Origin of the sequence: Mangrovibacter plantisponsor (assembly GCF_003182475.1) — a bacterium.
GTDB classification, from domain to species: Bacteria; Pseudomonadota; Gammaproteobacteria; order Enterobacterales; family Enterobacteriaceae; genus Mangrovibacter; species Mangrovibacter plantisponsor.
Genome location: NZ_QGTS01000007.1, coordinates 225291 through 251353 on the forward strand (window position 1 = coordinate 225291; position 26063 = coordinate 251353).

26 protein-coding genes and 1 tRNA gene are annotated in these 26063 nt (G+C 50.6%); 15 read left to right on the forward strand and 12 right to left on the reverse strand.

What is annotated here, in order from left to right:
- Nucleotides 1-20: 20 nt before the first annotated feature.
- The 3 genes from DES37_RS13260 (at nt 21) to DES37_RS13270 (ending at nt 3326) form a co-directional block, all read left to right on the forward strand.
- Nucleotides 21-1085 (forward strand): sugar phosphate isomerase/epimerase family protein, encoded by a 1065-nt coding sequence (locus DES37_RS13260; RefSeq protein ID WP_110026122.1) that lies wholly within the window; start codon nt 21-23, stop codon nt 1083-1085.
- A gap of 1 nt (nt 1086) precedes the next feature.
- Nucleotides 1087-2238, forward strand: a complete 1152-nt coding sequence (locus DES37_RS13265; RefSeq protein WP_110026123.1) for a Gfo/Idh/MocA family protein — start codon at nt 1087-1089, stop codon at nt 2236-2238.
- Nucleotides 2239-2342: 104 nt separating this feature from the next.
- Complete coding sequence (locus tag DES37_RS13270) at nt 2343-3326, forward strand: LacI family DNA-binding transcriptional regulator (protein WP_110026125.1); 984 nt, start codon at nt 2343-2345, stop codon at nt 3324-3326.
- 5 nt (nt 3327-3331) lie between these two features.
- Here the strand turns inward: DES37_RS13270 and DES37_RS13275 are convergent, their stop codons facing one another.
- Entirely contained in the window at nt 3332-4180 is an 849-nt protein-coding gene (locus DES37_RS13275; protein ID WP_245930074.1) for a sugar phosphate isomerase/epimerase family protein, read from the reverse strand.
- Between the two features lie 331 nt (nt 4181-4511).
- On the opposite strand from DES37_RS13275, the gene DES37_RS13280 reads away from it, so the two are divergent.
- The gene (locus DES37_RS13280; protein WP_110026127.1) at nt 4512-5816 is read left to right on the forward strand and encodes a DUF2254 domain-containing protein; all 1305 of its coding nucleotides are present in this window, start codon (nt 4512-4514) and stop codon (nt 5814-5816) included.
- Here DES37_RS13280 and nudI read toward each other — a convergent pair.
- The 6 genes from nudI to DES37_RS13310 all read right to left on the reverse strand — a co-directional run bounded on the left by nudI (nt 5811) and on the right by DES37_RS13310 (nt 11088).
- Nucleotides 5811-6236: a nucleoside triphosphatase NudI gene (nudI, locus tag DES37_RS13285; protein WP_110026129.1), complete on the reverse strand. Its 426-nt coding sequence runs from the start codon at nt 6234-6236 to the stop codon at nt 5811-5813. The two genes, DES37_RS13280 and nudI, sit on opposite strands and share 6 nt — an antisense overlap.
- Nucleotides 6237-6412: 176 nt before the next feature.
- Nucleotides 6413-7711 carry an MFS transporter gene (locus tag DES37_RS13290; RefSeq protein ID WP_051691389.1) on the reverse strand — a complete coding sequence of 433 codons (1299 nt, stop codon included), beginning with the start codon at nt 7709-7711 and terminating at the stop codon, nt 6413-6415.
- 510 nt (nt 7712-8221) lie between these two features.
- Nucleotides 8222-8298: transfer RNA gene (locus tag DES37_RS13295), tRNA-Arg, on the reverse strand.
- 218 nt (nt 8299-8516) lie between these two features.
- Nucleotides 8517-9176: a methionine ABC transporter permease gene (locus DES37_RS13300; protein WP_036109924.1), complete on the reverse strand. Its 660-nt coding sequence runs from the start codon at nt 9174-9176 to the stop codon at nt 8517-8519.
- Entirely contained in the window at nt 9169-10182 is a 1014-nt protein-coding gene (gene sfbB, locus DES37_RS13305) for a virulence-associated ABC transporter ATP-binding protein SfbB (RefSeq protein ID WP_110026230.1), read from the reverse strand. Before sfbB ends, DES37_RS13300 begins: the two co-directional genes overlap by 8 nt.
- Before the next feature lie 60 nt (nt 10183-10242).
- A complete protein-coding gene (locus DES37_RS13310) occupies nt 10243-11088 on the reverse strand; it encodes a MetQ/NlpA family ABC transporter substrate-binding protein (protein WP_110026130.1) in 846 nt (281 codons plus the stop codon).
- Between the two features lie 335 nt (nt 11089-11423).
- On the opposite strand from DES37_RS13310, the gene folD reads away from it, so the two are divergent.
- Nucleotides 11424-12290, forward strand: coding sequence for a bifunctional methylenetetrahydrofolate dehydrogenase/methenyltetrahydrofolate cyclohydrolase FolD (folD, locus tag DES37_RS13315; protein ID WP_036109930.1), 867 nt, complete (start codon nt 11424-11426; stop codon nt 12288-12290).
- Complete coding sequence (ybcJ, locus tag DES37_RS13320; RefSeq protein ID WP_036109935.1) at nt 12290-12502, forward strand: ribosome-associated protein YbcJ; 213 nt, start codon at nt 12290-12292, stop codon at nt 12500-12502. The genes folD and ybcJ overlap by 1 nt, the downstream gene beginning before the upstream one ends.
- Before the next feature lie 107 nt (nt 12503-12609).
- On the opposite strand, the gene cysS is transcribed toward ybcJ, so the two are convergent.
- On the reverse strand, nt 12610-13995 hold the full coding sequence (gene cysS / locus DES37_RS13325; protein WP_110026132.1) for a cysteine--tRNA ligase: 1386 nt from the start codon (nt 13993-13995) through the stop codon (nt 12610-12612).
- A gap of 175 nt (nt 13996-14170) precedes the next feature.
- On the opposite strand from cysS, the gene ppiB reads away from it, so the two are divergent.
- The 4 genes from ppiB (at nt 14171) to purK (ending at nt 17100) form a co-directional block, all read left to right on the forward strand.
- Nucleotides 14171-14665, forward strand: a complete 495-nt coding sequence (gene ppiB / locus DES37_RS13330; RefSeq protein ID WP_036110784.1) for a peptidylprolyl isomerase B — start codon at nt 14171-14173, stop codon at nt 14663-14665.
- 2 nt (nt 14666-14667) lie between these two features.
- On the forward strand, nt 14668-15390 hold the full coding sequence (gene lpxH, locus DES37_RS13335) for a UDP-2,3-diacylglucosamine diphosphatase (RefSeq protein ID WP_110026134.1): 723 nt from the start codon (nt 14668-14670) through the stop codon (nt 15388-15390).
- 136 nt (nt 15391-15526) lie between these two features.
- Entirely contained in the window at nt 15527-16036 is a 510-nt protein-coding gene (purE, locus tag DES37_RS13340; RefSeq protein ID WP_036109945.1) for a 5-(carboxyamino)imidazole ribonucleotide mutase, read from the forward strand.
- The gene (gene purK, locus DES37_RS13345) at nt 16033-17100 is read left to right on the forward strand and encodes a 5-(carboxyamino)imidazole ribonucleotide synthase (RefSeq protein ID WP_110026135.1); all 1068 of its coding nucleotides are present in this window, start codon (nt 16033-16035) and stop codon (nt 17098-17100) included. Before purE ends, purK begins: the two co-directional genes overlap by 4 nt.
- 112 nt (nt 17101-17212) lie before the next feature.
- Here purK and DES37_RS13350 read toward each other — a convergent pair whose 3' ends face one another.
- The 3 genes from DES37_RS13350 to ybbA all read right to left on the reverse strand — a co-directional run bounded on the left by DES37_RS13350 (nt 17213) and on the right by ybbA (nt 21727).
- Nucleotides 17213-18367, reverse strand: a complete 1155-nt coding sequence (locus tag DES37_RS13350; RefSeq protein ID WP_110026137.1) for a porin — start codon at nt 18365-18367, stop codon at nt 17213-17215.
- 262 nt (nt 18368-18629) lie between these two features.
- Entirely contained in the window at nt 18630-21044 is a 2415-nt protein-coding gene (ybbP, locus tag DES37_RS13355) for a putative ABC transporter permease subunit YbbP (RefSeq protein WP_110026139.1), read from the reverse strand.
- A complete protein-coding gene (gene ybbA, locus DES37_RS13360; RefSeq protein ID WP_036109956.1) occupies nt 21041-21727 on the reverse strand; it encodes a putative ABC transporter ATP-binding protein YbbA in 687 nt (228 codons plus the stop codon). Before ybbA ends, ybbP begins: the two co-directional genes overlap by 4 nt.
- On the opposite strand from ybbA, the gene tesA reads away from it, so the two are divergent.
- From tesA to DES37_RS13385, 5 genes are all read left to right on the forward strand, one after another.
- Nucleotides 21698-22327: a multifunctional acyl-CoA thioesterase I/protease I/lysophospholipase L1 gene (gene tesA / locus DES37_RS13365; RefSeq protein ID WP_036109960.1), complete on the forward strand. Its 630-nt coding sequence runs from the start codon at nt 21698-21700 to the stop codon at nt 22325-22327. The genes ybbA and tesA overlap by 30 nt on opposite strands.
- Nucleotides 22317-23126, forward strand: a complete 810-nt coding sequence (locus DES37_RS13370; RefSeq protein ID WP_110026141.1) for an SDR family oxidoreductase — start codon at nt 22317-22319, stop codon at nt 23124-23126. Before tesA ends, DES37_RS13370 begins: the two co-directional genes overlap by 11 nt.
- Before the next feature lie 58 nt (nt 23127-23184).
- A complete protein-coding gene (locus DES37_RS13375) occupies nt 23185-24039 on the forward strand; it encodes a co-chaperone YbbN (protein ID WP_036109962.1) in 855 nt (284 codons plus the stop codon).
- Between the two features lie 98 nt (nt 24040-24137).
- Nucleotides 24138-25055, forward strand: a complete 918-nt coding sequence (locus tag DES37_RS13380; protein ID WP_036109966.1) for an SPFH domain-containing protein — start codon at nt 24138-24140, stop codon at nt 25053-25055.
- Nucleotides 25052-25513, forward strand: coding sequence for an NfeD family protein (locus DES37_RS13385; RefSeq protein WP_036109969.1), 462 nt, complete (start codon nt 25052-25054; stop codon nt 25511-25513). The genes DES37_RS13380 and DES37_RS13385 overlap by 4 nt, the downstream gene beginning before the upstream one ends.
- Nucleotides 25514-25546: 33 nt before the next feature.
- Here the strand turns inward: DES37_RS13385 and cueR are convergent, their stop codons facing one another.
- Nucleotides 25547-25963: a Cu(I)-responsive transcriptional regulator gene (gene cueR, locus DES37_RS13390; protein WP_110026142.1), complete on the reverse strand. Its 417-nt coding sequence runs from the start codon at nt 25961-25963 to the stop codon at nt 25547-25549.
- Between the last annotated feature and the right edge of the window lie 100 nt (nt 25964-26063).

The following is a 26063-nucleotide window of genomic DNA, read 5'->3' on the forward strand; positions in this document are numbered from 1 at the left end:
GTTGATTACTGGAGGTGGTTTTGAAAACAGTAAAAGGACCAGGCATTTTCCTGGCGCAATTTATCGGCACTGATGCACCTTACAACTCACTTGAAGGGTTGGCTAAATGGGCTTCGGCACTGGGGTATAAAGCATTACAGATCCCTTGTAACCATCCGGCGATTTTTGATTTAGAAAAAGCGGCCACCAGCCAGACTTATTGTGATGAAGTTACTGGGGTTCTGGCCAAATACAATATGGTTATCAGCGAGCTGTCAACGCACCTCGAAGGGCAGTTGATTGCGGTTCATCCGGCACATGATGTGGCGTTTGATGGGTTTGCGCCTGCAGCCGTTCAGGGTGATTACACCAGGCGAACAGAGTGGGCTACTCGCCAGGTAAAACTGGCCGCTATTGCCTCGCAGAAGTTAGGGCTCACGGCTCATGCAACTTTTTCTGGCTCCCTGGCCTGGCCATACCTGTATCCGTGGCCGCCACACAATCCGCACCTTTTAGAAGAAGCGTTCAATGAACTGGCACGCCGCTGGTTACCGGTGCTTAACACTTTTGACGACAATGGCGTAGATGTTTGTTTTGAAATCCATCCGGGTGAAGATTTACACGATGGTGTTACGTTCGAACGTTTTCTCGATAAGGTGAACCAGCATATTCGGTGCAATATGTTGTATGACCCCAGCCATCTTCATCTGCAACATATTGATTATATTGACTACATTGATATTTATCATTCCCGCATTAAAGCCTTTCATGTCAAGGATGCAGAGTTCCAGGTTAATGGGCGTAGTGGAGTGTACGGTGGCTATCAACGCTGGATCGACCGGGCCGGGCGTTTTCGTTCTCTGGGAGATGGGCAAATCGACTTCAAAACTATCTTCAGCAAAATGGCGCAGTACGACTACGACGGCTGGGCTGTACTCGAATGGGAATGCTGCCTGAAAGATGCAGACACTGGCGCACGGGAAGGTGCTGAGTTTATTCGTCAGCATATTATTCCGGTAGCTGACAGAGCATTTGATGACTTTGCAGCAAGCGACAATCAACAAGCCAGTATCCTCAATCAACTGGGCCTCAACAGAGGGATTTAATATGATAGATGTCGGTATTATTGGTACTGGGTTTATTGGCCCGGCACATATTGAGGCTCTGCGCCGCCTGGGGAATATTAATGTTGTCGCAGTATGTGATGTTAGCCAGGAAGCCGCGCAGGCGCAGGCCACACAACTGAACGTGACACATGCGTACAGTGATGTTGCAGAATTCTTACGCCACCCAGGGCTACAGGCTGTTCATAACTGCACACCAAACCACCTCCACGCAGCAATAAACCGCCAGATTCTGCTGGCCGGGAAGCATGTTTTTTCCGAAAAGCCTTTATGCATGACGCTGGATGAAGCCCATGAGCTTGAAACTCTGGCACGGCAATCTGGTGTCGTACATGGTGTCAGCTTCGTATACCGGCAGTACGCCATGGTACAACAGGCGGCCAGTATGCTTCGTGACGGACAAATCGGCCGGTTATTTTCAGCCCAGGGGAGCTACCTGCAGGACTGGATGCTGGAAGAAACAGATTACAACTGGCGCGTAGAGGCTGATAAAGGTGGCCCGTCACGTGCAGTTGCAGATATAGGCTCCCACTGGTGCGACACTATTCAGTTTGTTACCGGGCGTAAGATTGTCGCCGTTATGGCAGACCTGGGAACCGTCTGGCCTACCAGAAAAGCCAGCCTGGCAGGGCACTCAACATTTAGCACTGCACAGGAAGAGCAACATTATGAAGACAAGAAAGTCACAACAGAAGATTTAGGTTTTATTCTTTTCCGATTTGATGATGGCAGTAAGGGGTGTTTTAGTGTGTCCCAGGTTGCAGCTGGCCGCAAAAATCGCCTGAGCCTGGAAGTGAGTGGCAGTTCCGCTGCACTGGCCTGGGATCAAGAAATTCCCCAGCAATTGTGGGTGGGTCATCGCCATCAGGCTAATCAGATACTGACCGACGACCCTTCTTTATTATCCCCTTCAGTGTCTTCCCGTGCACGATTCCCAGGTGGGCACATTGAAGGCTGGCCAGATGCATTTCGTGCAATGATGCAGCAATTCTACCAGGCGGTAGAAAACGGGGAGATGCCGCCGCCGGGCGAAGAAACCTTTGCAACCTTCCATGATGGTGCCCAGGTGATGGCAATTATTGATGCGATTCTTCGTAGCCACCAACAACAACGTTGGGTGAACATTCACGCCTGAGGTATGTTCCGGGCCTGCGCCTGTCAGCGCCCGGAATACTTATCCCGGTCAACCATTTATGGTAATCTGCAGATATCTGATTCTTTGCAGGAAACCATGCAACCATGTCTATCCAGAAAATCGCAAAGCTGGCGGGTGTTTCGGTCGCTACGGTTTCTCGTGTATTAAATAATAGCGATAGTGTTAAAGCTAAAAACCGCGAAAAAGTTCTGCAAGCTATCAAAGCAAGCAATTATCAGCCCAATCTTCTGGCCCGGCAGTTAAGGACAGCCCGCACATCTATGGTGCTGGTGCTGGTTTCTGATATATCCAACCCATTTTGCGCTGAATTGGTTAAAGGTATCGAAGAACAAGCTGAAAAAAATAACTACCGGATTTTATTATGTAATTCTGGCTCTGATATCCATCGTTCACGCTCCAGTCTGCAATTACTCTCAGGCAAAATGGTAGATGGAGTAATTACCATGGACGCCTTCACACAATTACCAGAGTTAACGCAACTGATTGGCAATTCCCCCTGGGTACAGTGTGCTGAATTTGCAGATTCTGGGGATATTTCATGCGTAGGAATTAACGATATTGATGCTTCGCGTGAATTAGTTCGCCATTTGGCACACTCAGGGCATCAGAAAATTGCGCTGATAAACCACGACCTGAGCTATAAATATGCCCAGCTACGTGAACAGGGCTACCACGAAGAATTGAATGCTCACAGGCTGGCATGGCATAAAATTGCCTATGCCAGCCAGCTTTCCTTCAGTGCCGGTAAGCAGGCAATGCAATCCCTGCTTGAATCAGGCAGCCGGCCTGACGCCGTTTTTGCTATTTCAGACACTCTGGCTGCTGGTGCAATGTCAGCGATTGAGCAGGCAGGTCTGCAAGTTCCGCGTGACATTGCTGTTGCTGGTTTTGACGGTACTGAACTGGCGGAGATGGTCTCTCCGCCACTAACCACCATTGTTCAGCCGTCACGCGAGATTGGTCGGGAGGCATTCCGCTTACTATTACGTAAAATTGACGCCCCTGAATCACCATCTCAGCGTGTTTTTCTCGACTGGCAACTGAGTGTCAGGGCCAGCACATCCTGATAGTCTTATTGTGAATATTTCTCGAGCTCTGCGCGCAGGTTTTTATGAGATGTGGTTATAACACTCCACACATCTTTCGGCTGGTCATGTTCAATGATAAACCATTTCACACCACTGGCTTTCGCCGCAGGCAGAATTGAATCCCAATCCAGTAGCCCTTCACCAAGTGGGGCAAAATTCATTTCATCATCACGCACACCAATGCCTGCATTGTCTTTTGCATGAATCGCGTAAATACGCCCTGGGTATCTTTTCAGGAATGACACGGGATCCTGTCCTCCCCTTGAAACCCATGCCGCATCCATTTCAAGCTTGAGGTTTTCTGAGCGAGTGTTTGTTAAAATAATATCCAGAGCGGTCATTCCCTGATATTTTTTCATTTCAAAGTTATGGTTGTGGTAACCCAATTGCATGCCATCTTTGCGTAATTTAGCGCCTAACTTATCCAGCCGGTGAGCATAATTCACCCACCCCTGATAGCTGTCTGGCCTGTCTTCAGGTTTAATCCATGGGACGATTATCATGTGATTACCGATTGCTTTATTAAATGCCACCGTAGGTTGGTAATCTTGCTCCAATGTTGCCAGTTGGATATGCGATGATGTCGGGGTAAGTTGATTCTTATCTAACACTGCTTTTAATTGCCTGGCATCCATACCGTGGTCACCAACTAATTCAACATGCCGGAATCCAGCCTTGTGAGCCGTGGCAAATTGCTCTTCTGCAGAAGGTAAGCTGCGTAACGTATACATCTGTACCGCGATTTCACTTTCAACATCCATCTGTCGGGCAAATACTGAACTGGCAAAACACAGTGAGATTAACCCTAGTAACATACTATTTTTACGCGACATTTAATGTTATCTCCATTTAAGTAATCGATTACAAATTAACAATAAAGTAATCGATTACAATTCAAATATGGATATTTTGTGATCCCGGGCACCTTTAGTGCTCAGAATACAGGTTCAGAAAACAGGCAGACATCTGGCCGGCACGTACAAGAGTCAAAACACATTAACTGCTTTTCTCATCAGGCTAGCTGCCGCCCACTTTTTCTTGCTGCTCTTGACCGTATCCACCATTCCAGAAAAACCAATGGGCATGAAGAAATTTGCTGTAATATTAATATGATTGACCTTCGCGTTACCCCACCCTGCCGGGTCGCATTGTATGAGGACGATGATGATTTCACGCTGGCAGTTTGTACTGACACAAATGTTCCATAAACTGTGGTTCAGGGCTACTCTGTTTGCCATCGCCGCCATTCTCACGGCGCTGATTTCTATTGCTGTAAAGTCATTTATTCCCCCGGCATTTTCCGGGGTAGTCGGTGCCAAAGCGGTCGATAATATTCTGAATATTCTGGCCTCCAGTATGCTGGCCGTAACGACTTTTTCACTGAGCATTGTTGTCACTGCCTATGGCTCAGCCACAACCAATGTCACGCCACGTGCAACCCGCCTGGTAGTAGAAGACACCACAACCCAAAATGTCCTCGCCACTTTTATTGGCTCGTTTCTGTTCAGCCTGGTGGGAATTATCGCGCTGAACATGGGGGCGTATGGTGAACGCGGGCGGGTAATTCTGTTTGTCGTAACGCTGGTAGTGATTGCACTGATTGTTCTGACGCTTTTGCGCTGGATTCAGCACCTGACTTCGCTGGGGCGTGTGGGGGAAACTACAGCCCGGGTGGAAGATGCAGCTTTGCGGGCGTTTCAGGCCCGGGCGCAATCCCCTTGTTTAGGTTGTTTCCCGTGGACAGAAAGTGGCGCGCAACCCGAGGGTACCCAGGCAATTTATTCACCGCAAGTGGGGTACGTTGAACATATTGATATTGGTAAGCTGGCGGCAGTGCTCACAGGTAGCCCGGCCCATGTCTACCTGGTTGCCCAACCCGGGAACTTTGTGCACCCTTCCCAGGCAGTCATGTACACCACTGAAAAATGTAGTGATGAATTGCGCCTGCGCCTGTTATCCGCGCTGAGTATTTCCGATGCGCGTTCTTTTCACCAGGACCCGCGCTTTTGTTTGTGCGTAATGGCAGAAATTGCCTGCCGGGCACTGTCACCGGCCGTGAACGACCCGGGCACCGCTATTGATGTTATTGGCCGTGCGGTGCGGGTATTGTCGGTGTGGGCTGAGCAATCAGAAAAATCAGACCAACACGCGCAGGTTCTTTATCCGCAAATTCATCTTGCCCCTTTAAGCCCGGCTAACCTGTTTGACGATATTTTTTCACCCGTGGCGCGCGATGGCGCCGCCATGCGTGAAGTGCAGTTGCGGTTGTTAAAATCACTGGCAATGCTGGCTAAAGCCTGGCCGGAACGCTACGCCAGTGTGGCACGCAAACATGCAGAAGAAGTGATGAACCATGTCACACGAGCCGGGCATATTCAGCCAGACCTGGTGTTACTGCGCAGCACTTTTGACACGCTGTTTGCCGGGCAGTTAGCCAAAGATGAGAAAACGAGTACTACCCGGTTATAACAATCCTTTTTGGGTAAAAGTTATCCGGGTTGCTTCATTCAAATCCATCTGTTTGAGATCCGCTGGCAGAACCCAGGCTATTTCCTGGAACTCTTCGTTGAACGTAATTTCTCTATTAGCACTGAAGCAATCAAATATCAGGTAAATCATATAGATTTCTTCTGTTGTGCCATCGGCATAGGTCTTTACTCTGATATCATCGCGAAAAGCCCAGGGTGTAATTTTGTTTATAATCAGTGCATCACCCAGTTCTTCCCGAATTTCACGCCGTAATGCATATTCCATGGTTTCGCCTGGCTCCATTCCACCACCAGACAATGCCCACTGACCTGGAAATACACCGCGGTCATCTGCCATTTTACATAGCAAATATGCCCCTTCGTTCTGAATGATGGGGCACACTATTGTTCTCTGCCGCATGAGTCTTTCCTGTATTGGTTTATTTTCTGCATATTACGCCCCGGCAGTAATCCCTGCAATTAACCCACTGAATTACTATTAATACAATATTCATTCTGCCATAAGAGTGGCTACTACAAACAAAGGGCAGTTCCCTGCCCCTTACCCATTTACAGATAGCATCGCGCCAGGTTTAATCAATGATGCGATGAAGACACAGGGTGTTGATTATCCGTAACTGGCGTACGCCGGTTAGCTGTTGCTGGCCTGCCATCGGGTTCTTCCCGACCGGTAATGACCATGCCCTGGGTTTCACGCCCAAATGCCACCAACACACAAATCAACACAGCAACTGCCCCGGCGACACAGGCCATCGCAAGGCCGTAATTACCCTGGTGCGTTTCAGCAATACGCGCCTGGAGAGTTGCGTTAACTGACGCCAGCAGATTACCCAGTTGGTAGACAAAACCGGGCAAGACTGCACGGGCATTGGCGGGTACCAGTTCATTCAGCCAGGTTGGCACCACACCCCAGGCACCCTGCACCATAAACTGCATCAGGAAAGCCCCTAAACCAATGGTGAAAGAACCACTGGAAAACGCCCACAGCGGTAATACTGGCAACGCCAGAAACGCCGCAATAATAATGGCTTTTTTACGGCCAATATGTTCGGAAAGCGCGCCAAATAAGATCCCGCCCATCATTGCCGCAATGTTATAGCAAATGGCAATAATGCTGACGGTATGGGGAGAGAAGCCATGCTGAACTTTCAGGAAGGTGGGGTAAAGATCCTGTGTGCCATGGCTGAAGAAGTTAAAGCACGCCATCACCACCACCAGATACAGGCAAAGTTTCCAGTGCATGCGTAAAATTGGCATCAGCGCGGTACTTTCTTTACGTGCGCGGGCAGACAGCCACACCGGGGATTCCGGTACTTTAAACCAAATGTAGGGCAGCATAAGCACAGGTAATGTGCCAATCAGGAACATACCGCGCCAGCCAACCAGGCTGTAGAAAAGGCCAAAAATAATCGAAGAGAGTAAGTAGCCACAAGGGTAGCCTGCCTGAAAGATCCCGGACATCAATCCACGGGAACGGTCAGGAATCGTTTCCATCGCCAGCGACGATGCCACGCCCCAAATCCCGCCCATCGCGATACCGTAAATCAGGCGGAAGGCCATAAAAGCACCGAATGTAGGAGACCAGGCAGAAAGTAATTCGAACAATGAAAACATAGCGACATTGAGCATCAGCACCGGTTTGCGCCCATAACGCTCCGCCAGGCGCCCAAACAGCAACGCACCAATTGGCCTTACAGCAAGGGTTAACATGATTGCCAGCGAGACTTCAGCCACACTGGAATGGAAATAGCTGGCTAAATCACTCAGTACAAAGACCAGGATAAAGAAATCGAACGCATCAAGAGTCCATGCGCCAAAACAGGCAAAAGCAACATGACGCTGCACTGGCGTCCAGGTAAGAGGTGTAAAAGACATGGGTATTTCCTTTCTGTATTTGCGCACCGCGCTGTGCTGGCGAGCGCAAGGCCAGGCAAGGAGGCAGGGAAAAACCCTTGTCGGATTGGCACTGCCAGCCCCTGTGATACCACGAAAAGCAGAATTGTTACTAATTTGTTATAGCAACAAAAATACAACAATTAATTAAAAAACTTGTTTCATATTGTAATAATAGGCTGCTTAGTATTTCTGGCTGAAAGACCCGGTTGGAGGGGGGTTTGCCGGGAGAATTTATGAGTATTGTCCCGGTACACGGGTTCTGTTTTTTGAATCAATAACCACAGTTCAGAGGGAGCAGCAAAACAACGCAGAGAAGAACAGGATGTGGCTGTAATTATTTGAAATTTTGCTTAAGTCTGGCCTTTGGCACCAATCTATTTGGCTGAACATGCACGACAAATCGATGTGATTTTTAGTGATGATGTCCCAAATATGTCCCATGGTGGGAAAATCGATGTCAGTAATTAGTAATAACTTACTGATTTTAAATGGTACGCCCTACAGGATTCGAACCTGTGACCCACGGCTTAGAAGGCCGTTGCTCTATCCAACTGAGCTAAGGGCGCATTACTGCAAGTATCTCCGGCGTAGACACCTGGAAACGCGAGGAATTATACGGTCAGGGCCTTGTGAGTCAATGGCTTTTGTTCTGGGTGCTGGCTAAATGAGCATATTACTTGCAAACGCATCACAAACAGTGAGCCACAGCCGTTAACCACCTGGCAAAAACATCACTGCGGGCTGTTGATACGCCTGGCGCTACCCACGCCAGGCCAACATACAGTTAGTGGCGATCGCGTTTATCCGCACGCTTCGCCAGCCAGTCGCCCAGAACCTGAACCACCTGGACCAGCACAATCAGCGCGACTACCGTCACCACCATAACCTGGGTTTCATAGCGGTAATAACCATAGCGAATAGCAAGGTCGCCCACACCGCCCCCGCCAACAATCCCGGCCATTGCAGAATAACCAATCAGGCTGACCAGAGTAATTGTCAGGCCGCGCAATAACCCGGCGCTGGCTTCTGGTAGCAGGACCGTGCAAATAATGCGTAACGGGCTGGCGCCGAAGGCTTCAGCCGCTTCAATAATCCCTTTATCCACCTCACGCAACGCGCTGTCTACCAGGCGCGCATAAAACGCAATGGCAGCGACAGAAAGCGGTACTGAGGCCGCGATGGGGCCAATGGTATTTCCCAACAAGAACTGGGTGAGCGGCAATAACAGCACCAGCAAAATCACAAAGGGGACGGAACGAATAATATTAACCAGTACAGACGTCACCAGGTAAACCGCCCTGTTTTGCCAGAACAAATGCCTGTCGGTAACAAAAATCAGAAACCCCAGGGGCAGGCCGCCTAAAATCGCCAGCACCGTGGAAATGCCCAGCATTTGGAAGGTTTCGCCAAACGCTAATGTTAAATCAGCCAGTAAATCATCCACGGATCACCTCCACTTGCGCAGTCCGCGCCTGAATCTGAGCGACTGCGTTTTCTACCGCCTGCGGGGTTGCAGCCGTAATTTGTACCACCAGCACACCCAGAGCACGCTCGCCAATATAATCAATTTTGCCGTGCAGAATATTTACTGCCACACCGAACTGTACTGCCACTTCCGACAACACGGGCTGCTCAGCGCTGTCGCCAATAAACTGAATTTTGAGCAGAGTACCCTGCAAGTGTTGTTGCAGGCGTTCAGGCAGAGCCAGGTTCAGCGTGTGCGCCACCAACTGGCGGGTGAATTCATGCTGTGGCCGGGCGAAAATATCGAACACATCGCCCAGTTCCACCACCTTACCCGCCGACATAACCGCCACCCGGTCGCAAATCGACTTGATAACGTTCATTTCATGGGTAATGAGCACAATAGTGATGCCAAGCTGTGCGTTAATCTCGCGCAATAATTCAAGAATATTGGCCGAAGTTTCCAGATCCAGCGCCGATGTTGGCTCATCACACAGCAAGACATCCGGGTGATTGGCAATTGCCCGGGCGATACCCACCCGCTGCTTTTGCCCGCCACTCAGTTGCACAGGAAAACGGTTAGCTTTATCGGCAAGGCCAACCAGGTGCAAAATTTCAGCCACTCTGGGCGCGATATCTGCCCGGGCCCAGCCAGCGGCCTTCAGGCTGAACGCGACATTCTGCGCCACAGTGCGCGTATGCATTAAATTAAAATGCTGAAAAATCATGCCAATTCGCTGGCGTGCTTTACGCAATGGCGCACCACGAAGTGTCGAGAGCGTAACGCCGTTGACAGTGACCCGGCCTTCACTCGGCTGTTGCAGAGCATTCAGTGTGCGCAGCAAAGTGCTTTTCCCCGCACCACTGGTACCCACAATGCCAAAGATTTCACCGGCAGCGATTTTCAGGCTCACGCCTTCAACTGCTCGCGTGTGGCGCCCCTGTCCCGCATCAAAATCTACGCAGACATTTTCAAGCTCAATCATTTGGTACCTCAGAAACACCAAAGGCAGGTCATCGCCTGCCATGGTTAATCGAATATTGAATTATTGCTGCTGTGTTTGTGCGGCTGCCGCCATCCAGTCTGGTTTTTGGAAGCTGATGAAATTATTTTTAGGATCATCAATTACAGCCCGATAAGCCGGTGACTTCACAACCGCAACAATATCTTTGGCAAAGGGCTTATCCGCATCATCACTGCGTACCGCAATGATATTCTTCAGGTTGTCATCCAGGTGCTCTTGCTCCAGTGCAGATGACAATTTCAACCCTGCGGCAATGGCAAAGTTCCCGTTAACCAGTGCACCAGTTACGCTGTCAAGGGTGCGCGGGAGTTGTGCGGCTTCCAATGGTTTAAAGACCAGGCCTTTCGGGTTTTCAGCGATATCGCGCTCAGACGCTTTGGTTGGGTCAATATTCGGTTTAATGGTCACCAGGCCTAATGATGCTAAAAACCGCAGGCCGCGCGCCAGGTTTGTCGGGTCGTTAGACAGCGTGATGATGTCGCCTTTTTTCAGTTGATCAAGGCTGGTGATTTTGTGGGAGTACAGCCCCATACCTGCGGTAGGCACAGAAATCAACTTAGTGAGTTTCAGCCCTTTATCTTCTTTGAATTTATTAAAATAGAGGGTGTGCTGGAATAAGTTGGCGTCAATACTGCCGTTTGCCAGCGCCATATTGGGTTGCACATAATCACTGAATTCGCGTACTACGACTTTGTAGCCTTTTTCTTTCAGTGAAGGTGCAATGGCTTCTTTTACCATGTCGCCATATGGGCCGGGGGCAACACCAAATACGATGGTGTGCGGGTCGCTGTTTGCCTGTGCGGCCTGGATACTACCGGCTAATAACAAGGCGCTGGTCAGTGCGCTGAACGTGAGGCGCAGTTTCATAAATATTCTCCCCCTGGATGAAATGTGTGTGTGGTCCTGACGCGCCATTCGCTGTGACGCATTCTGTAAAATTCGGAAATAGTCGGACAAATAAAATGGCATAAACCAGCCCGGCCTGTAATTGAAAAAAATTCAACTTCCTAATTTGCCGCCACTTCCGGGTGAGTAAATGGCACTCAGAGTTGTCTGTTTCCGCAGCCGAAACCACCCGAAATGCCCCGTTTTACACCTGCAAACCAAACGAAATCTGTTCTGGTGACTGACAGCGCGCCTCGCTTCTGACAAAATATACACATTCCCTTCCCTTTCTTATTACAGATGGAATTCTCACGCTGATGGCAGCAACAATTATTGATGGTAAAACGATTGCGCAGCAGGTACGGCGCGAAGTCGCGGAAAAAGTACAGGCTCGCCTGGCCGCTGGTAAACGTGCGCCTGGGCTTGCTGTTGTGCTGGTCGGGGAAAATCCGGCATCGCAAATTTATGTAGGCAGCAAACGCAAGGCCTGTGAGGAAGTCGGTTTTATCTCCCGTGCATGGGATCTGCCGGAAACCACCACTGAAGCGGAATTGCTCAGCCTTATTGATAAGCTGAATGCTGACCCGAGCATCGACGGGATTCTGGTTCAGCTCCCGCTGCCTGCAGGCATTGATAATGTCAAAGTGCTGGAGCGTATCGCGCCCGATAAAGACGTGGATGGCTTCCACCCTTATAACGTTGGCCGCCTGTGCCAGCGAGCCCCTCGCCTGCGCCCCTGCACCCCTCGCGGTATTGTTACCCTGCTTGAACGCTACAATATTGACACCTATGGCCTGAATGCTGTGGTGATTGGCGCTTCAAACATTGTTGGCCGCCCAATGAGCATGGAGTTATTGCTGGCCGGGTGTACCACTACTGTGACTCACCGCTTCACGAAAAATTTACGCCATCATGTGGAAAATGCAGACCTGCTGATCGTTGCTGTCGGTAAGCCAGGTTTTATCCCAGGTGAATGGATTAAGGAAGGCGCAATTGTGGTTGATGTGGGCATCAACCGGCTGGAAAGCGGCAAAGTAGTGGGCGATGTGGTGTTTGAAGATGCTGCCGCCCGGGCCGCTTACATTACGCCAGTGCCTGGTGGTGTGGGCCCAATGACAGTTGCGACCCTGATTCAAAATACGCTACAGGCTTGTGAAGAATACCACGATGGAGAAGTGCAATAATGGCAACGTTTTTTCTGGGTAAACACCCCCATGTTGAACTGTGTGACTTGTTAAAGCTGGAAGGCTGGGCTGAAAGTGGCGCACAGGCCAAAATTGTTATCGCCGACGGCCAGGTTCAGGTAGATGGCGCAACAGAAACCCGCAAGCGCTGCAAAATCGTTGCCGGGCAGACCGTCACTTTCGCCGGTTACAGTGTTACCGTAGAAGCCTGATTGATTTAGTGACCAGCAGTTAGCTGTTATTCACACAGCCAGGCCGGCAAATACCAAAGACAAAAAAGCGGCATAAAGCCGCTTTTTTAATTGCTAAAAACAAACTGTTATTTTCTGCGCCAGGTGGTTCCCTGCGGGCCATCTTCCAGCACAATACCCATTTCATTCAGGCGGTCACGCGCGGCATCTGCAGCAGCCCAGTCTTTTGCTTTACGGGCATCAAGGCGCTGCTGAATCAGTGCTTCAATTTCAGCCACTTCGCCGTCATCTGCCTGTGCGCCGCCTTGCAGGAAGGTTTCCGGGTCTTGCTCAAGAATCCCAAGGACAGACGCGATATCACGCAACGCTGCAGCCAGGCCATTGGCCGCGGCGATATCTTCGCCTTTCAGGCGGTTCACTTCCCGGGCCATATCAAACAGCACTGAGTAGGCTTCAGGTGTGTTGAAATCATCGTCCATTGCTTCACAGAAGCGTGCTTTGAATACTTCGCCACCTGCCGCAACAGCCGCTTTATCTGTACCGCGCAAAGCAGTGTATAAACGCTCCAGAGAAGCACGCGCCTGTTTCAGGTTCTCTTCGCTGTAATTGAGCTGGCTGCGATAATGCCCGGACATCAGGAAGTAGCGCACTGTTTCTGCATCGTAATATTTCAGTACATCACGCACGGTGAAGAAATTGCCCAGGGATTTGGACATTTTCTCACGGTCCACCATGACCATCCCGGAATGCATCCAGTAATTCACATAGTCGCCGTCGTGGGCACAGGTAGACTGGGCTATTTCGTTTTCATGGTGCGGGAACATCAGGTCCGAACCCCCGCCGTGAATATCGAAATGGCTGCCCAGGTGTTTGCAGTTCATAGCAGAACATTCGATATGCCATCCCGGTCGCCCTTCGCCCCAGGGTGACGACCAGCTCGGCTCACCCGGTTTGGACATTTTCCACAGAACAAAATCCATGGGGTTACGTTTGGCATCTGCAACATCAACCCGCGCACCTGCCTGGAGCTGTTCCAGGTCCTGGCGGGATAATAGCCCGTAAGCGGCATCAGTTACGACGGAGAACATGACATCGCCGTTATCAGCAACATAAGCATGCCCGCGCTGAATCAGTTTCTCGACGATACCGATGATTTCATGAATATGGTGCGTTGCCCGCGGCTCGCTGCTGGGGCGCTGAATATTCAGTGCATCAAAATCAGCATGCATCTCGGTTATCATCCGGTCCACCAGCGCGGTAAAACTTTCACCATTTTCCGCCGCACGTTTGATGATTTTATCGTCAATGTCAGTGATATTACGCACAAAGTTAACTTCATAGCCCAGGGAACGCAGGTAGCGCACCACCACATCAAACGCGACAAAAGTTCGCCCATGGCCAATATGACACAGGTCGTAAACAGTTATCCCACACACGTACATGCCAACTTTCCCGGCATGAATAGGTTTAAATTCTTCTTTTTGACGGCTCAGAGTATTGAAAATCTTTAACATCAGCGATTCCATGTATGTGTGTGGTAAAAAAGCAATAATCTATATTACCCCAAAAAACCTTTGTAAAGCAGCACGCATTGCAAGGTGATCGAACCTGATGAGTGTGCTATAACAACGGGCTATTGTGGCCTGCAGCGCAGGCTTAAGCACTACATGGCAGAATAGGATGCACAGCATGGTTACTTTTCATACCAATCATGGCGATATCGTTATCAAAACTTTCGACGATAAAGCGCCGGTAACAGTTAAAAACTTCCTGGACTACTGTCGCGAAGGGTTCTACAACAACACTATTTTCCACCGTGTTATCAATGGCTTTATGATTCAGGGCGGCGGTTTTGAACCGGGCATGAAGCAAAAAGACACCAAAGACACCATTCAGAACGAAGCCAATAACGGCCTGAAAAATACCCGTGGCACTCTGGCAATGGCGCGTACTCAGGCTCCACATTCCGCAACTGCACAATTCTTTATCAACGTTGTTGATAACGACTTCCTGAACTTTAGCAGCGAAAGCCTGCAAGGTTGGGGCTACTGCGTGTTTGCTGAAGTAGTGGAAGGCATGGATGTGGTTGATAAAATCAAAGCCGTTTCTACTGGCCGCAGTGGTATGCACCAGGATGTTCCGAAAGACGACGTAGTAATTGAAAGCGTGACTGTCAGCGAGTAATCGTGGCAACACTCTTTATCGCAGATTTGCATCTGTGCACAGAAGAACCGGCGATAACCGCCGGTTTTCTGCGTTTTCTGGCACAGACAGCCCCACAAGCCGACGCACTGTATATTCTCGGGGATTTATTCGAAGCCTGGATTGGCGACGATGACCCGGAGCCACTTCACCAGCAAATAGCCGATGCCATTCGCATCCTGGTTAATCAGGGTGTGCCTGTCTATTTTATTCATGGCAACCGTGATTTCTTGGTGGGCAAAGCATTTGCCCGGCGCAGCGGTATGGTATTACTGCCCCAGGAACAGTGCCTGTCACTGTACGGGCGCCCGGTCATTATCATGCACGGCGATACATTATGTACTGATGACCAGGCATACCAGGATTTTCGCCGCAAAGTTCACAAGCCCTGGATCCAGCGCCTGTTTCTTGCCCTGCCGCTGTTTATTCGCCGCCGTATCGCCCGGAAAATGCGCGCCAACAGCCAGCAGGCGAACCAACACAAGTCGCTGGCGATTATGGATGTTAACCCACAGGCAGTACAGGAAGCGTTCACCCGCCATCAGGCACAATGGCTGGTGCACGGGCATACGCATCGCCCGGCTATTCATGAGCTTGAAGCCAACGGTCAACCCGCATTACGTGCCGTTTTAGGGGCCTGGCATACAGAAGGCTCAATGATTCGTGTTAGCGCAGAAGAGATGGCACTGATCAACTTTCCGTTTTAACCCATTTCGTTATGGTTTAATGCCCATTTCATCACCACGCAACCGTTTTCCTTGCCCGTTTTACGTGCTATTCTCTGAGCCCTTCTCCGCAACAGTCTGTCGTTGTTTTTGTTTATTCACAGGAGTTTTGAGACGCATGTCTTCCACCCAAAACCCGGCGCGTATCGCCATTGTGATGGGGTCCAAAAGTGACTGGGCTACCATGCAGTTTGCCGCTGAAGTCCTGACTGCTCTGGACGTTCCTCACCATGTGGAAATTGTCTCCGCCCACCGTACTCCCGATAAGCTGTTCAGTTTTGCCGAACAGGCACAGGGTAATGGTTTCCAGGTTATTATCGCCGGTGCTGGCGGTGCAGCACACTTGCCAGGCATGATTGCCGCCAAAACCCTGGTGCCGGTACTGGGCGTGCCTGTACAAAGCGCGGCACTGAGCGGTGTAGACAGTCTGTACTCCATTGTTCAAATGCCGAAAGGGATCCCGGTAGGTACGCTGGCAATTGGCAAGGCTGGTGCCGCAAATGCCGCGTTACTGGCAGCACAAATTCTGGCCCAGCATGATACCGCTCTGCTTGCCCGCCTGGAAAACTGGCGCAAAACACAGACTGAAGAAGTGCTGAATAACCCGGACCCGCGGGAGGCTGAATAATGCAAGTTTGCGTACTGGGTAATGGCCAGCTTGGGCGTATGCTGCGCCAGGCCGGGGAGCCTCTGGGGGTCACTGTCTGGCCAGTTGGTCTGGACGCAGACCCGCAAGCCGTTCCCTGGCAGCACAGTGTTATCACCGCTGAAATTGAACGCTGGCCGGAAACCCCGTTAACCCGCGAGCTGGCAAACCATGCAGCATTTGTTAACCGCGATGTTTTTCCGGTCATTGCTGACCGCCTGACACAAAAACAGTTGTTCGATAAGTTGCAGTTACCCACCGCGCCCTGGCAATTACTCGCCTCTGAACAAGAGTGGCCCGCCGTATTTGCCCTTGCGGGTGAACTGGCGATTGTTAAACGCCGTGTGGGCGGCTATGACGGGCGTGGTCAGTGGCGTCTGTGCCCGGGTGAAACAGACAACCTGCCTGCTGAGTGCTACGGCGAGTGTATTGTTGAGAAAGGCATTAAGTTCTCTGGCGAGGTGTCACTGGTTGGCGCTCGCGCTAAAGATGGCACAAAGGTATTCTACCCTCTCACCCACAACCTGCATCAGGACGGGATCCTGCGTGCCAGTGTGGCGTTCCCTTCCGCCAGTGCTGAGCAGCAGAACCAGGCTGAGTCCATGTTGTCTGCCATTATGGATGAACTGGGTTATATCGGCGTGATGGCCATGGAATGTTTTGTCACACCTGCCGGGTTGCTGATTAACGAACTGGCTCCCCGTGTCCACAATAGTGGCCACTGGACACAAAATGGTGCCTCCATCAGCCAGTTTGAGCTGCACCTGCGTGCAATACTGGATTTACCGTTGCCGCGCCCGGTGGTCAGCGCGCCTTCAGTAATGATTAACCTGATTGGTACACCACGCAGTTGGGAATGGCTCAAATTGCCACTGGTTCACCTGCACTGGTATGAAAAAGAAGTGCGACCGGGCCGCAAGGTAGGGCATCTGAATCTCTCTGATACCGATAAAGGGCACCTTTCTGCCTCACTGGAAGCGCTGGTCCCGTTATTACCAGAAGAGTACGCCAGCGGCATTGCCTGGGCACAATTGCAGTTGCAGTAACCGTTAAAGCGGGTTCAGTGCACAGCCGTCAGTTTATCTGTTGGCGGTTAGCAGGAAGTAGCTGTAGCCTGCAGAGTAAAGACAAGCGCATAACGCGCTTGTCTTTTTTTTATCAGAAGTCGTAACGCAGACGTACCAGGTTCATATCACCCAGCGTTTTATCTGTGCTGGAGGTAAATACGTGTTCGTAATCAACCCGGAAACCATAATCCAGTTGGAAACTAACACCCAGGCCATTATCAATGCGCTGATAATTTCTGTCGTTGACGTATTCCAGGCGGTCGCCCATAAAGTATGGCTGAACGGACTGCAGGCCATACTGGCCAATCGGGAATTTGTACCCGGCAAAGTATTCAATACCCCAGGCGTCGCCAGCAAAGTAGTCATTAACAGTGTTTTTCTTGGAGACCAGGAAGTTCTGATACCAGCCACCACCGAAGGAGAACGTCCAGTTATCCGGTTTCCAGCTCAATGCTGTACCTAAAATATTCTGGTTCTGGGTTTTGCTGTCACCATTTGACGGGTCACGCATTTCTGCACGAGTCAGGTTCCACGCAGTACCCCATGTCAGGTCTTTGGTGATGTGATAATCCACACCCAGTGAGCCGCCGCCTTTACGTTTGTAACGCAGACCATTACCTGGCAAGAACTCATCGTCATTAAACAGCCACGCACCATATACATCTACGTCACCGAACGTATTTTTGTATTTCAGCATGCCGCGTGAACGGTAAGAACCATCATAGTCGCCTTTGATACCATTACCTGGTGCCTGGGCGAGCATGTCGTAATCCCAGATATCGGTTTTTGCGCCAACCACATCATAATAAATACTGTTTTGTTTACCGTAAGTCAGCGTACCCCAGGTATCACTTTTCAGACCGGTATACAGCATACGGCGGTTAGTATGATTTGCACCTTTGGCATAATGGTCATCCCAGTTAAATACCGCCGGGATATCAACGCCAAGTTCGTAATAACTTATCCAGCTAACGTCATCGAACAAATAGTAGTCAGAGGCGAAACGAAAACGTGTACCACCGTCAAAACCATTACGTTTGTAAGAACCTTTATCGCCATCACCTGTCATATTATTAAACTGAGGACGAATACTCCCGCCCACAGTGAAATTTAACCGGCTTAATGGATCTCCAGCAGTAGGATCCTGTTTTAACAACGTAATTTCTGCATGAGCAGGAACTGCCATTGCAGCCAACACCACTGCGGTGCTGACTGCCTGCGCCAGCACTGTTATTTTTTTGTTCATCTCTATTCCTTACCAATAGGTGCTAAAACCACTTTAGCAAGGAGAAGATTACCTGCTATTTATGAAATTTTATTTATTAAAATTATCAATCCGTGCTACTGAAAATAACAATATTATGAATATTTATTACAGATAATGAAAAAACAAAATAAGTATTATCATTTAGTGCGAAGGTATATAGATAATTATTAATACTCATCACAAAAAAAGAAAAACACTGAATAAAGCAGTGTTTTTCTTTCACAATTTATTTTCTTTTTATTTACCCCTGAACTTGCCGATACAGGGCTTTTCCTTTGACTAAACGCACACCCAACCAGCCACCGAATAGTGCCAAAACCAGCGCACCACATACTGGCAGAGCGAGCCATAAACGCCAGTCAGGTGACCAGGGGAAATCAAATACCCGGGTTTGTAATAAAGCCAACGCACTTTCGGCCCCCCCCGCGGCAACAATGCCCGCCACTACGCCAAGGGCAATAAACTCCCACCACAGCGACTGGCGTAACAGTTTTTTTCCCGCCCCCAAAGTACGGTAGACCAGCAATTCCTGGTGGCGCTGGCGCATGCCAACCTGCACCTGAGCCAGGAGCAGCAATACACTACACAGAGTTACCAGTACCACCATCACTTCCAGTGCCCGGCTTACCTGCTGCAAAACTGTTCCCACCTGGCTTAAAATGGCGCGGATATCCAGCAGGCTCACAGTCGGGAATTCACGGTTAAGCTGTGTCAGCAGCGCGTCCCCCCGATCCCAGCGGAAACTGGTAAGCCAGGTTTGTGGCTGGTTATTTAATTCGCCTTGTGGAAAAATGAAGTAAAAGTTAGGCCGCAGGCTTTCCCAGTCTACTTTACGTAAGCTTGATACCGTTGCCGTGAAAGTGTCTGTATCGCCGGTAAATGTCAGTTTATCTCCCAGCTTCAAATTCAGCCGTTTAGCCAGCCCTTCATCAACAGACACCTCCCCTGCCGCCGGCGGCCAGTTACCAGCGACAATCGGATTATGCGCCGGTTTTTCACGCTGCCATGTCAGGTTGAGCTCGCGGTTAAGCGCTTCATCTTTATTGCCATCGGTGGTATTGCCATTAATTCCGGTTAAACGCGCCCGGACAATGGAATAAAACCGGTCAGGGATAACCTGGTGCTCGGCCAGGAAGCTTTTCATTTCACTTAACTGTTCTGGCGCGATGTTTATCAGGAAATAATTAGGGCTTTCCGGTGGCAATTGTTGCTGCCAGCGATCCAGTAAGTCACCCCGCAAAACCAATAACAGCGCGAGCAACATAAACGACAGGGAGAAGGCTGCAATCTGGCTCAGTGTTGTCAGTGGCTGGCGCAGCAGGCGGTTCACCGCCAGGCGCAGCGATAACACCCGGGTAGTGAAACGCTTTAACACCCACAGTGCCAGCCAGCCTGCCAGGCCGCACAGCAATGCCACCACGCAGCTTCCCGCCAGAACTGACCACAGCAACATATTGTTGCCCACCAGCAATGCCAACAGTGCCACCACCACCAGCACCATAACAGGCAGATAAATAGCAAGCGGCCAGCGGCGGGCTATGGCATCGCGCCGCAGCACGCGCACGGGCTGGGTCGCCAGCAGGATATGGTACGGACGCGCCCCAACCAAAAAGGCTATCACCGCCATCCCACCCAGTGCCCAGATTAATGGCATCAACCCCGGTTCAGGCAACGTTGCAGGTAACACCGGGCGCAGTAATGCCAGCAATATGGATTCACACAATTTGCCCGCCAGCAGACCCGTACCGGCAGAGACCAGCAATAATAATGACCACTGACCAATAATCAGGCGGCGTAAGGCCTTACGCCCTGCACCAAGGGTTTTCAATACTGCGACTAAATCGTAACGTGACCGGCAGTAATGATTCATTGCCACGGTAACAGCAGCAATCGCCAGCATTAACGTCAATAATGCGGACAAAAGCAAAAACTGGCGTGAGCGCTCAAGGGATTTGCCCAGCGCGCTGTCTTCCTGCTCCGGGCTGTACCAACGGTATTCAGCCGTTAACTGTGGTAATAATGCATTCTCAAAACGGGTAATTTGCCCGGATGTACCGGCAAATTTATACAGCCAGCGCACCCGGCTGCCTGGCTGAACGGCGCCGGTCGCCGGAACATCAGCAAGGTTCATCATCAGGCGTGGTGCAAGCTGGAAAGGGTTAAATCCGGCATCAGGCTCCTGAATAACCTCGCCAGCCACCCGTAAGGTGGCATCGCCCACATCCAGTTCATCGCCCGGTTTCAGGTTGAGCAATGCCATCAGGCGGGGAGCCAGCAAAACAGTGCCAGGCGCTGGTGTAAGGCCTTCGGGGTGAGTGCTAAGTGAACCATACAGTGGGTAATGCCCGTCAACGGCTTTTACATCAGCCAGTTGTGGCGTATTGCCAGCAAAAGTCATGGTCGAGAACAACAGTTGGGTACTGACCTTAACGCCTTCTTTCTGTGCCAGCGCCAGCCAGTCATCAGGAATAGGGTGGGAGCTGCGTAATGCCCGGTCGCCTGCCAGGAAATCCCGGCTCTGAGCGCTCAGGCCCTTTTCCATTCGCTCGCCAATACTGCTCAGTGCAAAAACACAGGCAACGGCAAGGCTCAGGGCCACCCAGACAATCAACAGTGATGGCGTACGCCATTCACGCCAGAACCAGCGAGCTATCATAGCTCCTCCTGCAATTTGCCATCCCGTAGCCGTAACCGCCGGTCACACCGTGCCGCAAGCTGTAAATCATGAGTAACCAGCAGGAGTGTTGCACCACTTTCCCGGTTCAGGGTAAACAACTGGTCCGCTATACGGTCCCCGGTTTTGCGATCAAGATTGCCGGTTGGTTCATCCGCAAATAATACAGCGGGTTTGCCAATAAACGCTCTTGCCAGCGCCACGCGCTGCTGCTCACCACCAGAGAGCTGGGCAGGAAGATGATGAAGACGCTTTTCAAGCCCCAGTTCGGTTAACAACTCCCGGGCCTGAGAAAGGCTCTGCGCAGAATTTTCACCACGCAACAAAGCAGGTAACTGCACATTTTCCAGTGCAGTCAGTGTAGGTACCAACATAAATGACTGGAAGACAAAACCGACACTGGCTGCGCGCAATGCCGCCCGCGCCTCTTCATCCATCTGGTGCAGCGGTTTACCCAGCAGCCAGACCTCACCTTCAGTGCCATCATCCAGCCCGGCTAAAATTGCCAGCAGAGTTGACTTCCCTGAACCCGACTCGCCAATCAGGGCGATACTTTCCGCTGGTTTGACAATCAGCTCAACTCCGGTGAGGATGTTGAGCTCATGTTCACCCTGACCGACGGACTTACAAAGACGATGTACTTCAACACTATTTTCCGCTGGCATGTGCCCTTCCTGTTGTTGTTCCTGTTAACGTTCCGTGCCGTGGCTGCGGACACGCTATTAATTCTGGGTGACAGTCTGAGTGCAGGTTACAGAATGTCAGCAAACAGTGCCTGGCCTGCAAAACTTAATGAAAAATGGCAGGCAAAGCAGATAGATGTTGTTAATGCCAGTATCAGTGGCGACACCGCCGCTCAGGGCCTGGCCCGCTTACCTGGTTTACTGGCGCAACACCACCCGCGCTGGGTGCTTATAGAGCTTGGCGGTAATGACGGGTTGCGTGGTTTTGCTCCACAAACCATTAGTGAAACCCTGGGCAAAATCATTACACAAGTTAACGCCGCAAATGCACAACCTGTGCTAATGCAAATACGTTTGCCACCCAATTATGGCCGCCGCTACACCGAAGCGTTTCAGGCCATCTACCCACAACTGGCGGAAAAATATGCCATTCCATTGCTGCCTTTTTTTATGGAAGAGGTCTACCTGAAGCCACAGTGGATGCAGGATGATGGTATTCACCCTAACCCGGATGCTCAGCCTTTCATTGCCAACTGGATGGCAGAAAAACTGGCACCTTTGTTAGTTAAACATGAGTCATAAACAATCAGCGCTTTTAACGGGTAAAGTTATGCAAAAATCAGTATTTATCACAGGTAGCTCCAGTGGAATTGGTCTGGCCTGTGCTCATGCGCTGAAGCAACGCGGTTATCATGTTCTTGCAGGTTGCCGTAAACCTGAAGATGTCGAACGTATGTCATCTCTGGGGTTCACTGGCATTCAACTTGATGTTGATGATGAAGCCAGCGTCAGGCAGGCTGCACAAGAAGTGATTCGCCTGACAGGTAACAATCTCTATGGGCTATTTAACAATGCCGGGTTCGGGCTCTACGGGCCGTTAGAAACCATTAGCCGCTCACAACTGGAAAAACAGTTTTCCACTAACTTTTTTGGCGTGCATCAACTCACAATGTTGTTGTTACCCGCCATGAAAGCGCAGAGTGAAGGGCGAATTGTGATGACCAGTTCGGTAATGGGGTTGATTTCCACACCAGGGCGTGGCGCTTATGCGGCCAGTAAATACGCTCTGGAAGCCTGGTCTGATGCGCTGCGTATGGAGTTGCGCTACACCGGTATTCAGGTCAGCCTGATAGAACCCGGCCCAATCCATACCCGTTTTACCGATAACGTTAACCAAACCCAGGCAGATAAACCTGTCCAAAATCCGGGCATTGCCGCACGCTTTACCCTTGGCCCGGAGGCCGTTGCAGCAAAAGTGTGCCATGCTTTTGGCAGCACCAGGCCGCGACTACGCTACCCGGTAACTCTGGTCACCTGGGTGGTTGGTTTCCTGAAACGGCTGTTGCCTGGCCGCATTATGGATAAAATTTTGCGTACCTGAGTTGAAGCCCGGCGTCTCACCCCCATGTACATTAGAAAGTCCTGACTGAGAAAAAAGCATGTCCGTACAGAATATTGTTGAGATTACTGAAGCGAATTTACATACCACACTGGAACAATCAGTTACCACGCCAGTATTGTTTTACTTTTGGTCTGACCGTAGCCAACAGTGCCAGGAAATGACACCGGTGCTGAAAGGGCTGGCTGCGAAGTATAACGGCCAGTTTATTCTGGCTACTGTGGATTGCGACAACCAGCAGATGGTCGCATCGCAATTTGGGTTGCGCGCTATCCCGACGGTGTATTTGTTCCAGAACGGCCAGCCTGTGGATGGTTTCCAGGGGCCGCAGCCCGAAGAAGCCGTACGTGCGCTGCTGGATAAAGTCCTGCCACGCGAAGAAGAGGTGAAAGCGCAGGAGGCCATGGCATTAATGCAGGAAGGCAAACATGCCGAAGCCCTGCCACTGCTGGTTGATGCCTGGAAATTGTCTGAACAGAACAGCGAAATCGGCCTGTTACTGGCAGAAAACTATATTGCTCTGAACCGCTCTGATGATGCGCAAACTGTGCTGGCCACTATCCCGCTGCAGGATCAGGACACCCGCTACCAGGGGTTACAGGCGCAAATCGATCTACTGAAAAAAGCGGCCGACACCCCGGAAATCCAGTTACTGCAACAGCAGGTTGCAGAGAACCCGCAGGATGCAGAACTCGCTACCCGCCTTTCTTTGCAATTACACCAGGTGGGGCGTAATGAAGAAGCACTGGCGTTGTTGTTTGGCCACCTGAAACAGGACTTGAGTGCAGCAAATGGCGAAACCCGTAAAGTGATGCAAGAGATCCTCGCAGCCCTGGGCACCGGGAATCCACTGGCTTCACAATATCGCCGCCAGCTTTACTCGCTACTCTATTGATTATTCGGGATTACGCCGTGTAAACCCTCGAATATAGTAGCACCTCCTGTTTATTTTTTAGGGTAGACTTACCGCCACAATTAAACAGGAGGTTTTTTATGCTAATAGTGATCCCGGTTCTTATTGTTGTTGCACTGGTGATCGTCTCTGCCGGGGTGAAAATTGTCCCGCAGGGTTTTCAATGGACAGTTGAACGTTTTGGTCGTTATACCAAAACACTGATGCCTGGCCTGAACCTGGTTGTGCCGTTTATGGATCGTATTGGCCGTAAGATCAATATGATGGAGCAGGTTCTGGATATCCCTTCCCAGGAAGTTATCTCTAAAGATAACGCCAACGTCACGATAGACGCCGTTTGCTTTATTCAGGTGATTGATCCGGCGCGTGCTGCCTATGAGGTCAGCAACCTTGATCTGTCTATCATGAATCTCACCATGACAAATATTCGTACTGTGCTGGGCTCAATGGAGCTCGATGAAATGCTCTCGCAGCGTGACAGTATCAATACCCGTCTGTTACACATTGTTGATGAAGCAACCAACCCCTGGGGCGTGAAAGTAACGCGTATTGAAATTCGCGATGTTCGCCCACCAGCTGAACTGATTGCCTCCATGAACGCGCAAATGAAAGCTGAACGTACCAAGCGTGCTTACATTCTGGAAGCTGAAGGGGTTCGTCAGGCTGAAATTCTCAAAGCTGAAGGGGAAAAACAGTCTCAGATCCTGAAAGCAGAAGGTGACCGCCAGTCTGCGTTCTTGCAGGCAGAAGCGCGTGAACGTTCTGCGGAAGCAGAAGCACAGGCAACGCGTATGGTTTCTGAGGCCATTGCAGCGGGTGACATCCAGGCTGTGAACTACTTTGTGGCACAGAAATATACTGATGCTCTGCAACAGATTGGTTCCGCAGAAAACAGTAAAGTCGTGCTGATGCCACTGGATGCCAGCAGCCTGATGGGCTCTATCGCAGGTATCAGCGAGTTAATTAAAGACAGCCAGGTGCAACGGAAAATAAAATGATTCCACTGATTGCTGCACATCCGCATGCATTCTGGTTGAGTCTGGGCGGCCTGTTACTGGCCGCCGAAATGCTCGGTGCCAGTGGTTACCTGCTATGGAGTGGCATTGCCGCGCTGGTAACCGGCCTGATTGCCTGGCTCCTGCCGGTTGGCTGGGCCTGGCAGGGCACCAGTTTTGCCGTGTTGACTGTGCTGTGTGCTTTTTTATGGTGGCGTTGGCTGAACCAGAAAAACAGCGACCAGCCCGGTCAGCAACTTAACCAGCGTGGTAACCAACTGGCAGGCCAGGTCTTTGTGCTGGAAAATAACCTGGTCAACGGGCGCGGCCAGGTACGGCTCGGGGACAGCGTTTGGCCAGTAATGGCCGATACCGATTTACCTGCCGGAACGCGTGTGCGCGTAGTGCGTGTTGAAGGAATTACTTTGCGTATTGAAGCATCGGGTTCCCCTGTGGCATGAACCCTGATGCCTGTGTTTCCCTGTGCAGCAAGGTTAGCGCTGCGCAGGGGTACTGTGGTGGCAACACCCGGCAAGATTATCAATGATCGGGCAATCGGCCGTGTCATCGCCAGGGCAACTTTCCGCCAGCACCTGCAAGCGTGTTTTCATTTCCAGCAATTCCTGAATATGTAAATCGATCTCGTCAATTTTTTGCAGCGTACGCGCTTTTACATCGGCACTGTGCCGTGCAGGATCATTAAACAAATGTACCAGTTCACGGCACTCTTCCAGGGTAAACCCCACCTGGCGTGCCTGGCGCAATAATGTCAGCTCTTCCAGGTGCTTAGGGTTATAGCTCCGGTAGCCATTTTCACCACGCAGCGGCGGCGTCACCAGCCCTTTTTCTTCATAAAAACGAATTGCCTTGCTGGTTAAGCCTGTTTTTTTCGCCACATCGCTAATATTCACATCGCCTCCTTGACCTTCCCCTTAATGGAAGGTTTAACCTTAATCATAACGCAATATCATGCTGATGATTTGCGCAAGATAACTTAGTGCTTCGCTTTGC

Coding starts and splice junctions, on each gene's coding strand:
- folD (WP_036109930.1), top strand. CDS start 11,424: ATGGCAGCAACAATTATTGATGGTAAAACGATTGCGCAGCAGGTACGG.
- DES37_RS13370 (WP_110026141.1), top strand. CDS start 22,317: ATGAGTCATAAACAATCAGCGCTTTTAACGGGTAAAGTTATGCAAAAA.
- DES37_RS13280 (WP_110026127.1), top strand. CDS start 4,512: ATGATTTCACGCTGGCAGTTTGTACTGACACAAATGTTCCATAAACTG.
- DES37_RS13290 (WP_051691389.1), bottom strand. CDS start 7,711: ATGTCTTTTACACCTCTTACCTGGACGCCAGTGCAGCGTCATGTTGCT.
- ybbP (WP_110026139.1), bottom strand. CDS start 21,044: ATGATAGCTCGCTGGTTCTGGCGTGAATGGCGTACGCCATCACTGTTG.
- ybcJ (WP_036109935.1), top strand. CDS start 12,290: ATGGCAACGTTTTTTCTGGGTAAACACCCCCATGTTGAACTGTGTGAC.
- DES37_RS13380 (WP_036109966.1), top strand. CDS start 24,138: ATGCTAATAGTGATCCCGGTTCTTATTGTTGTTGCACTGGTGATCGTC.
- DES37_RS13350 (WP_110026137.1), bottom strand. CDS start 18,367: ATGAACAAAAAAATAACAGTGCTGGCGCAGGCAGTCAGCACCGCAGTG.
- tesA (WP_036109960.1), top strand. CDS start 21,698: ATGTACTTCAACACTATTTTCCGCTGGCATGTGCCCTTCCTGTTGTTG.
- DES37_RS13385 (WP_036109969.1), top strand. CDS start 25,052: ATGATTCCACTGATTGCTGCACATCCGCATGCATTCTGGTTGAGTCTG.
- DES37_RS13270 (WP_110026125.1), top strand. CDS start 2,343: ATGTCTATCCAGAAAATCGCAAAGCTGGCGGGTGTTTCGGTCGCTACG.
- sfbB (WP_110026230.1), bottom strand. CDS start 10,182: ATGATTGAGCTTGAAAATGTCTGCGTAGATTTTGATGCGGGACAGGGG.
- ppiB (WP_036110784.1), top strand. CDS start 14,171: ATGGTTACTTTTCATACCAATCATGGCGATATCGTTATCAAAACTTTC.
- DES37_RS13310 (WP_110026130.1), bottom strand. CDS start 11,088: ATGAAACTGCGCCTCACGTTCAGCGCACTGACCAGCGCCTTGTTATTA.
- cysS (WP_110026132.1), bottom strand. CDS start 13,995: ATGTTAAAGATTTTCAATACTCTGAGCCGTCAAAAAGAAGAATTTAAA.
- DES37_RS13265 (WP_110026123.1), top strand. CDS start 1,087: ATGATAGATGTCGGTATTATTGGTACTGGGTTTATTGGCCCGGCACAT.
- DES37_RS13375 (WP_036109962.1), top strand. CDS start 23,185: ATGTCCGTACAGAATATTGTTGAGATTACTGAAGCGAATTTACATACC.
- nudI (WP_110026129.1), bottom strand. CDS start 6,236: ATGCGGCAGAGAACAATAGTGTGCCCCATCATTCAGAACGAAGGGGCA.
- ybbA (WP_036109956.1), bottom strand. CDS start 21,727: ATGCCAGCGGAAAATAGTGTTGAAGTACATCGTCTTTGTAAGTCCGTC.
- purE (WP_036109945.1), top strand. CDS start 15,527: ATGTCTTCCACCCAAAACCCGGCGCGTATCGCCATTGTGATGGGGTCC.
- DES37_RS13275 (WP_245930074.1), bottom strand. CDS start 4,180: ATGTCGCGTAAAAATAGTATGTTACTAGGGTTAATCTCACTGTGTTTT.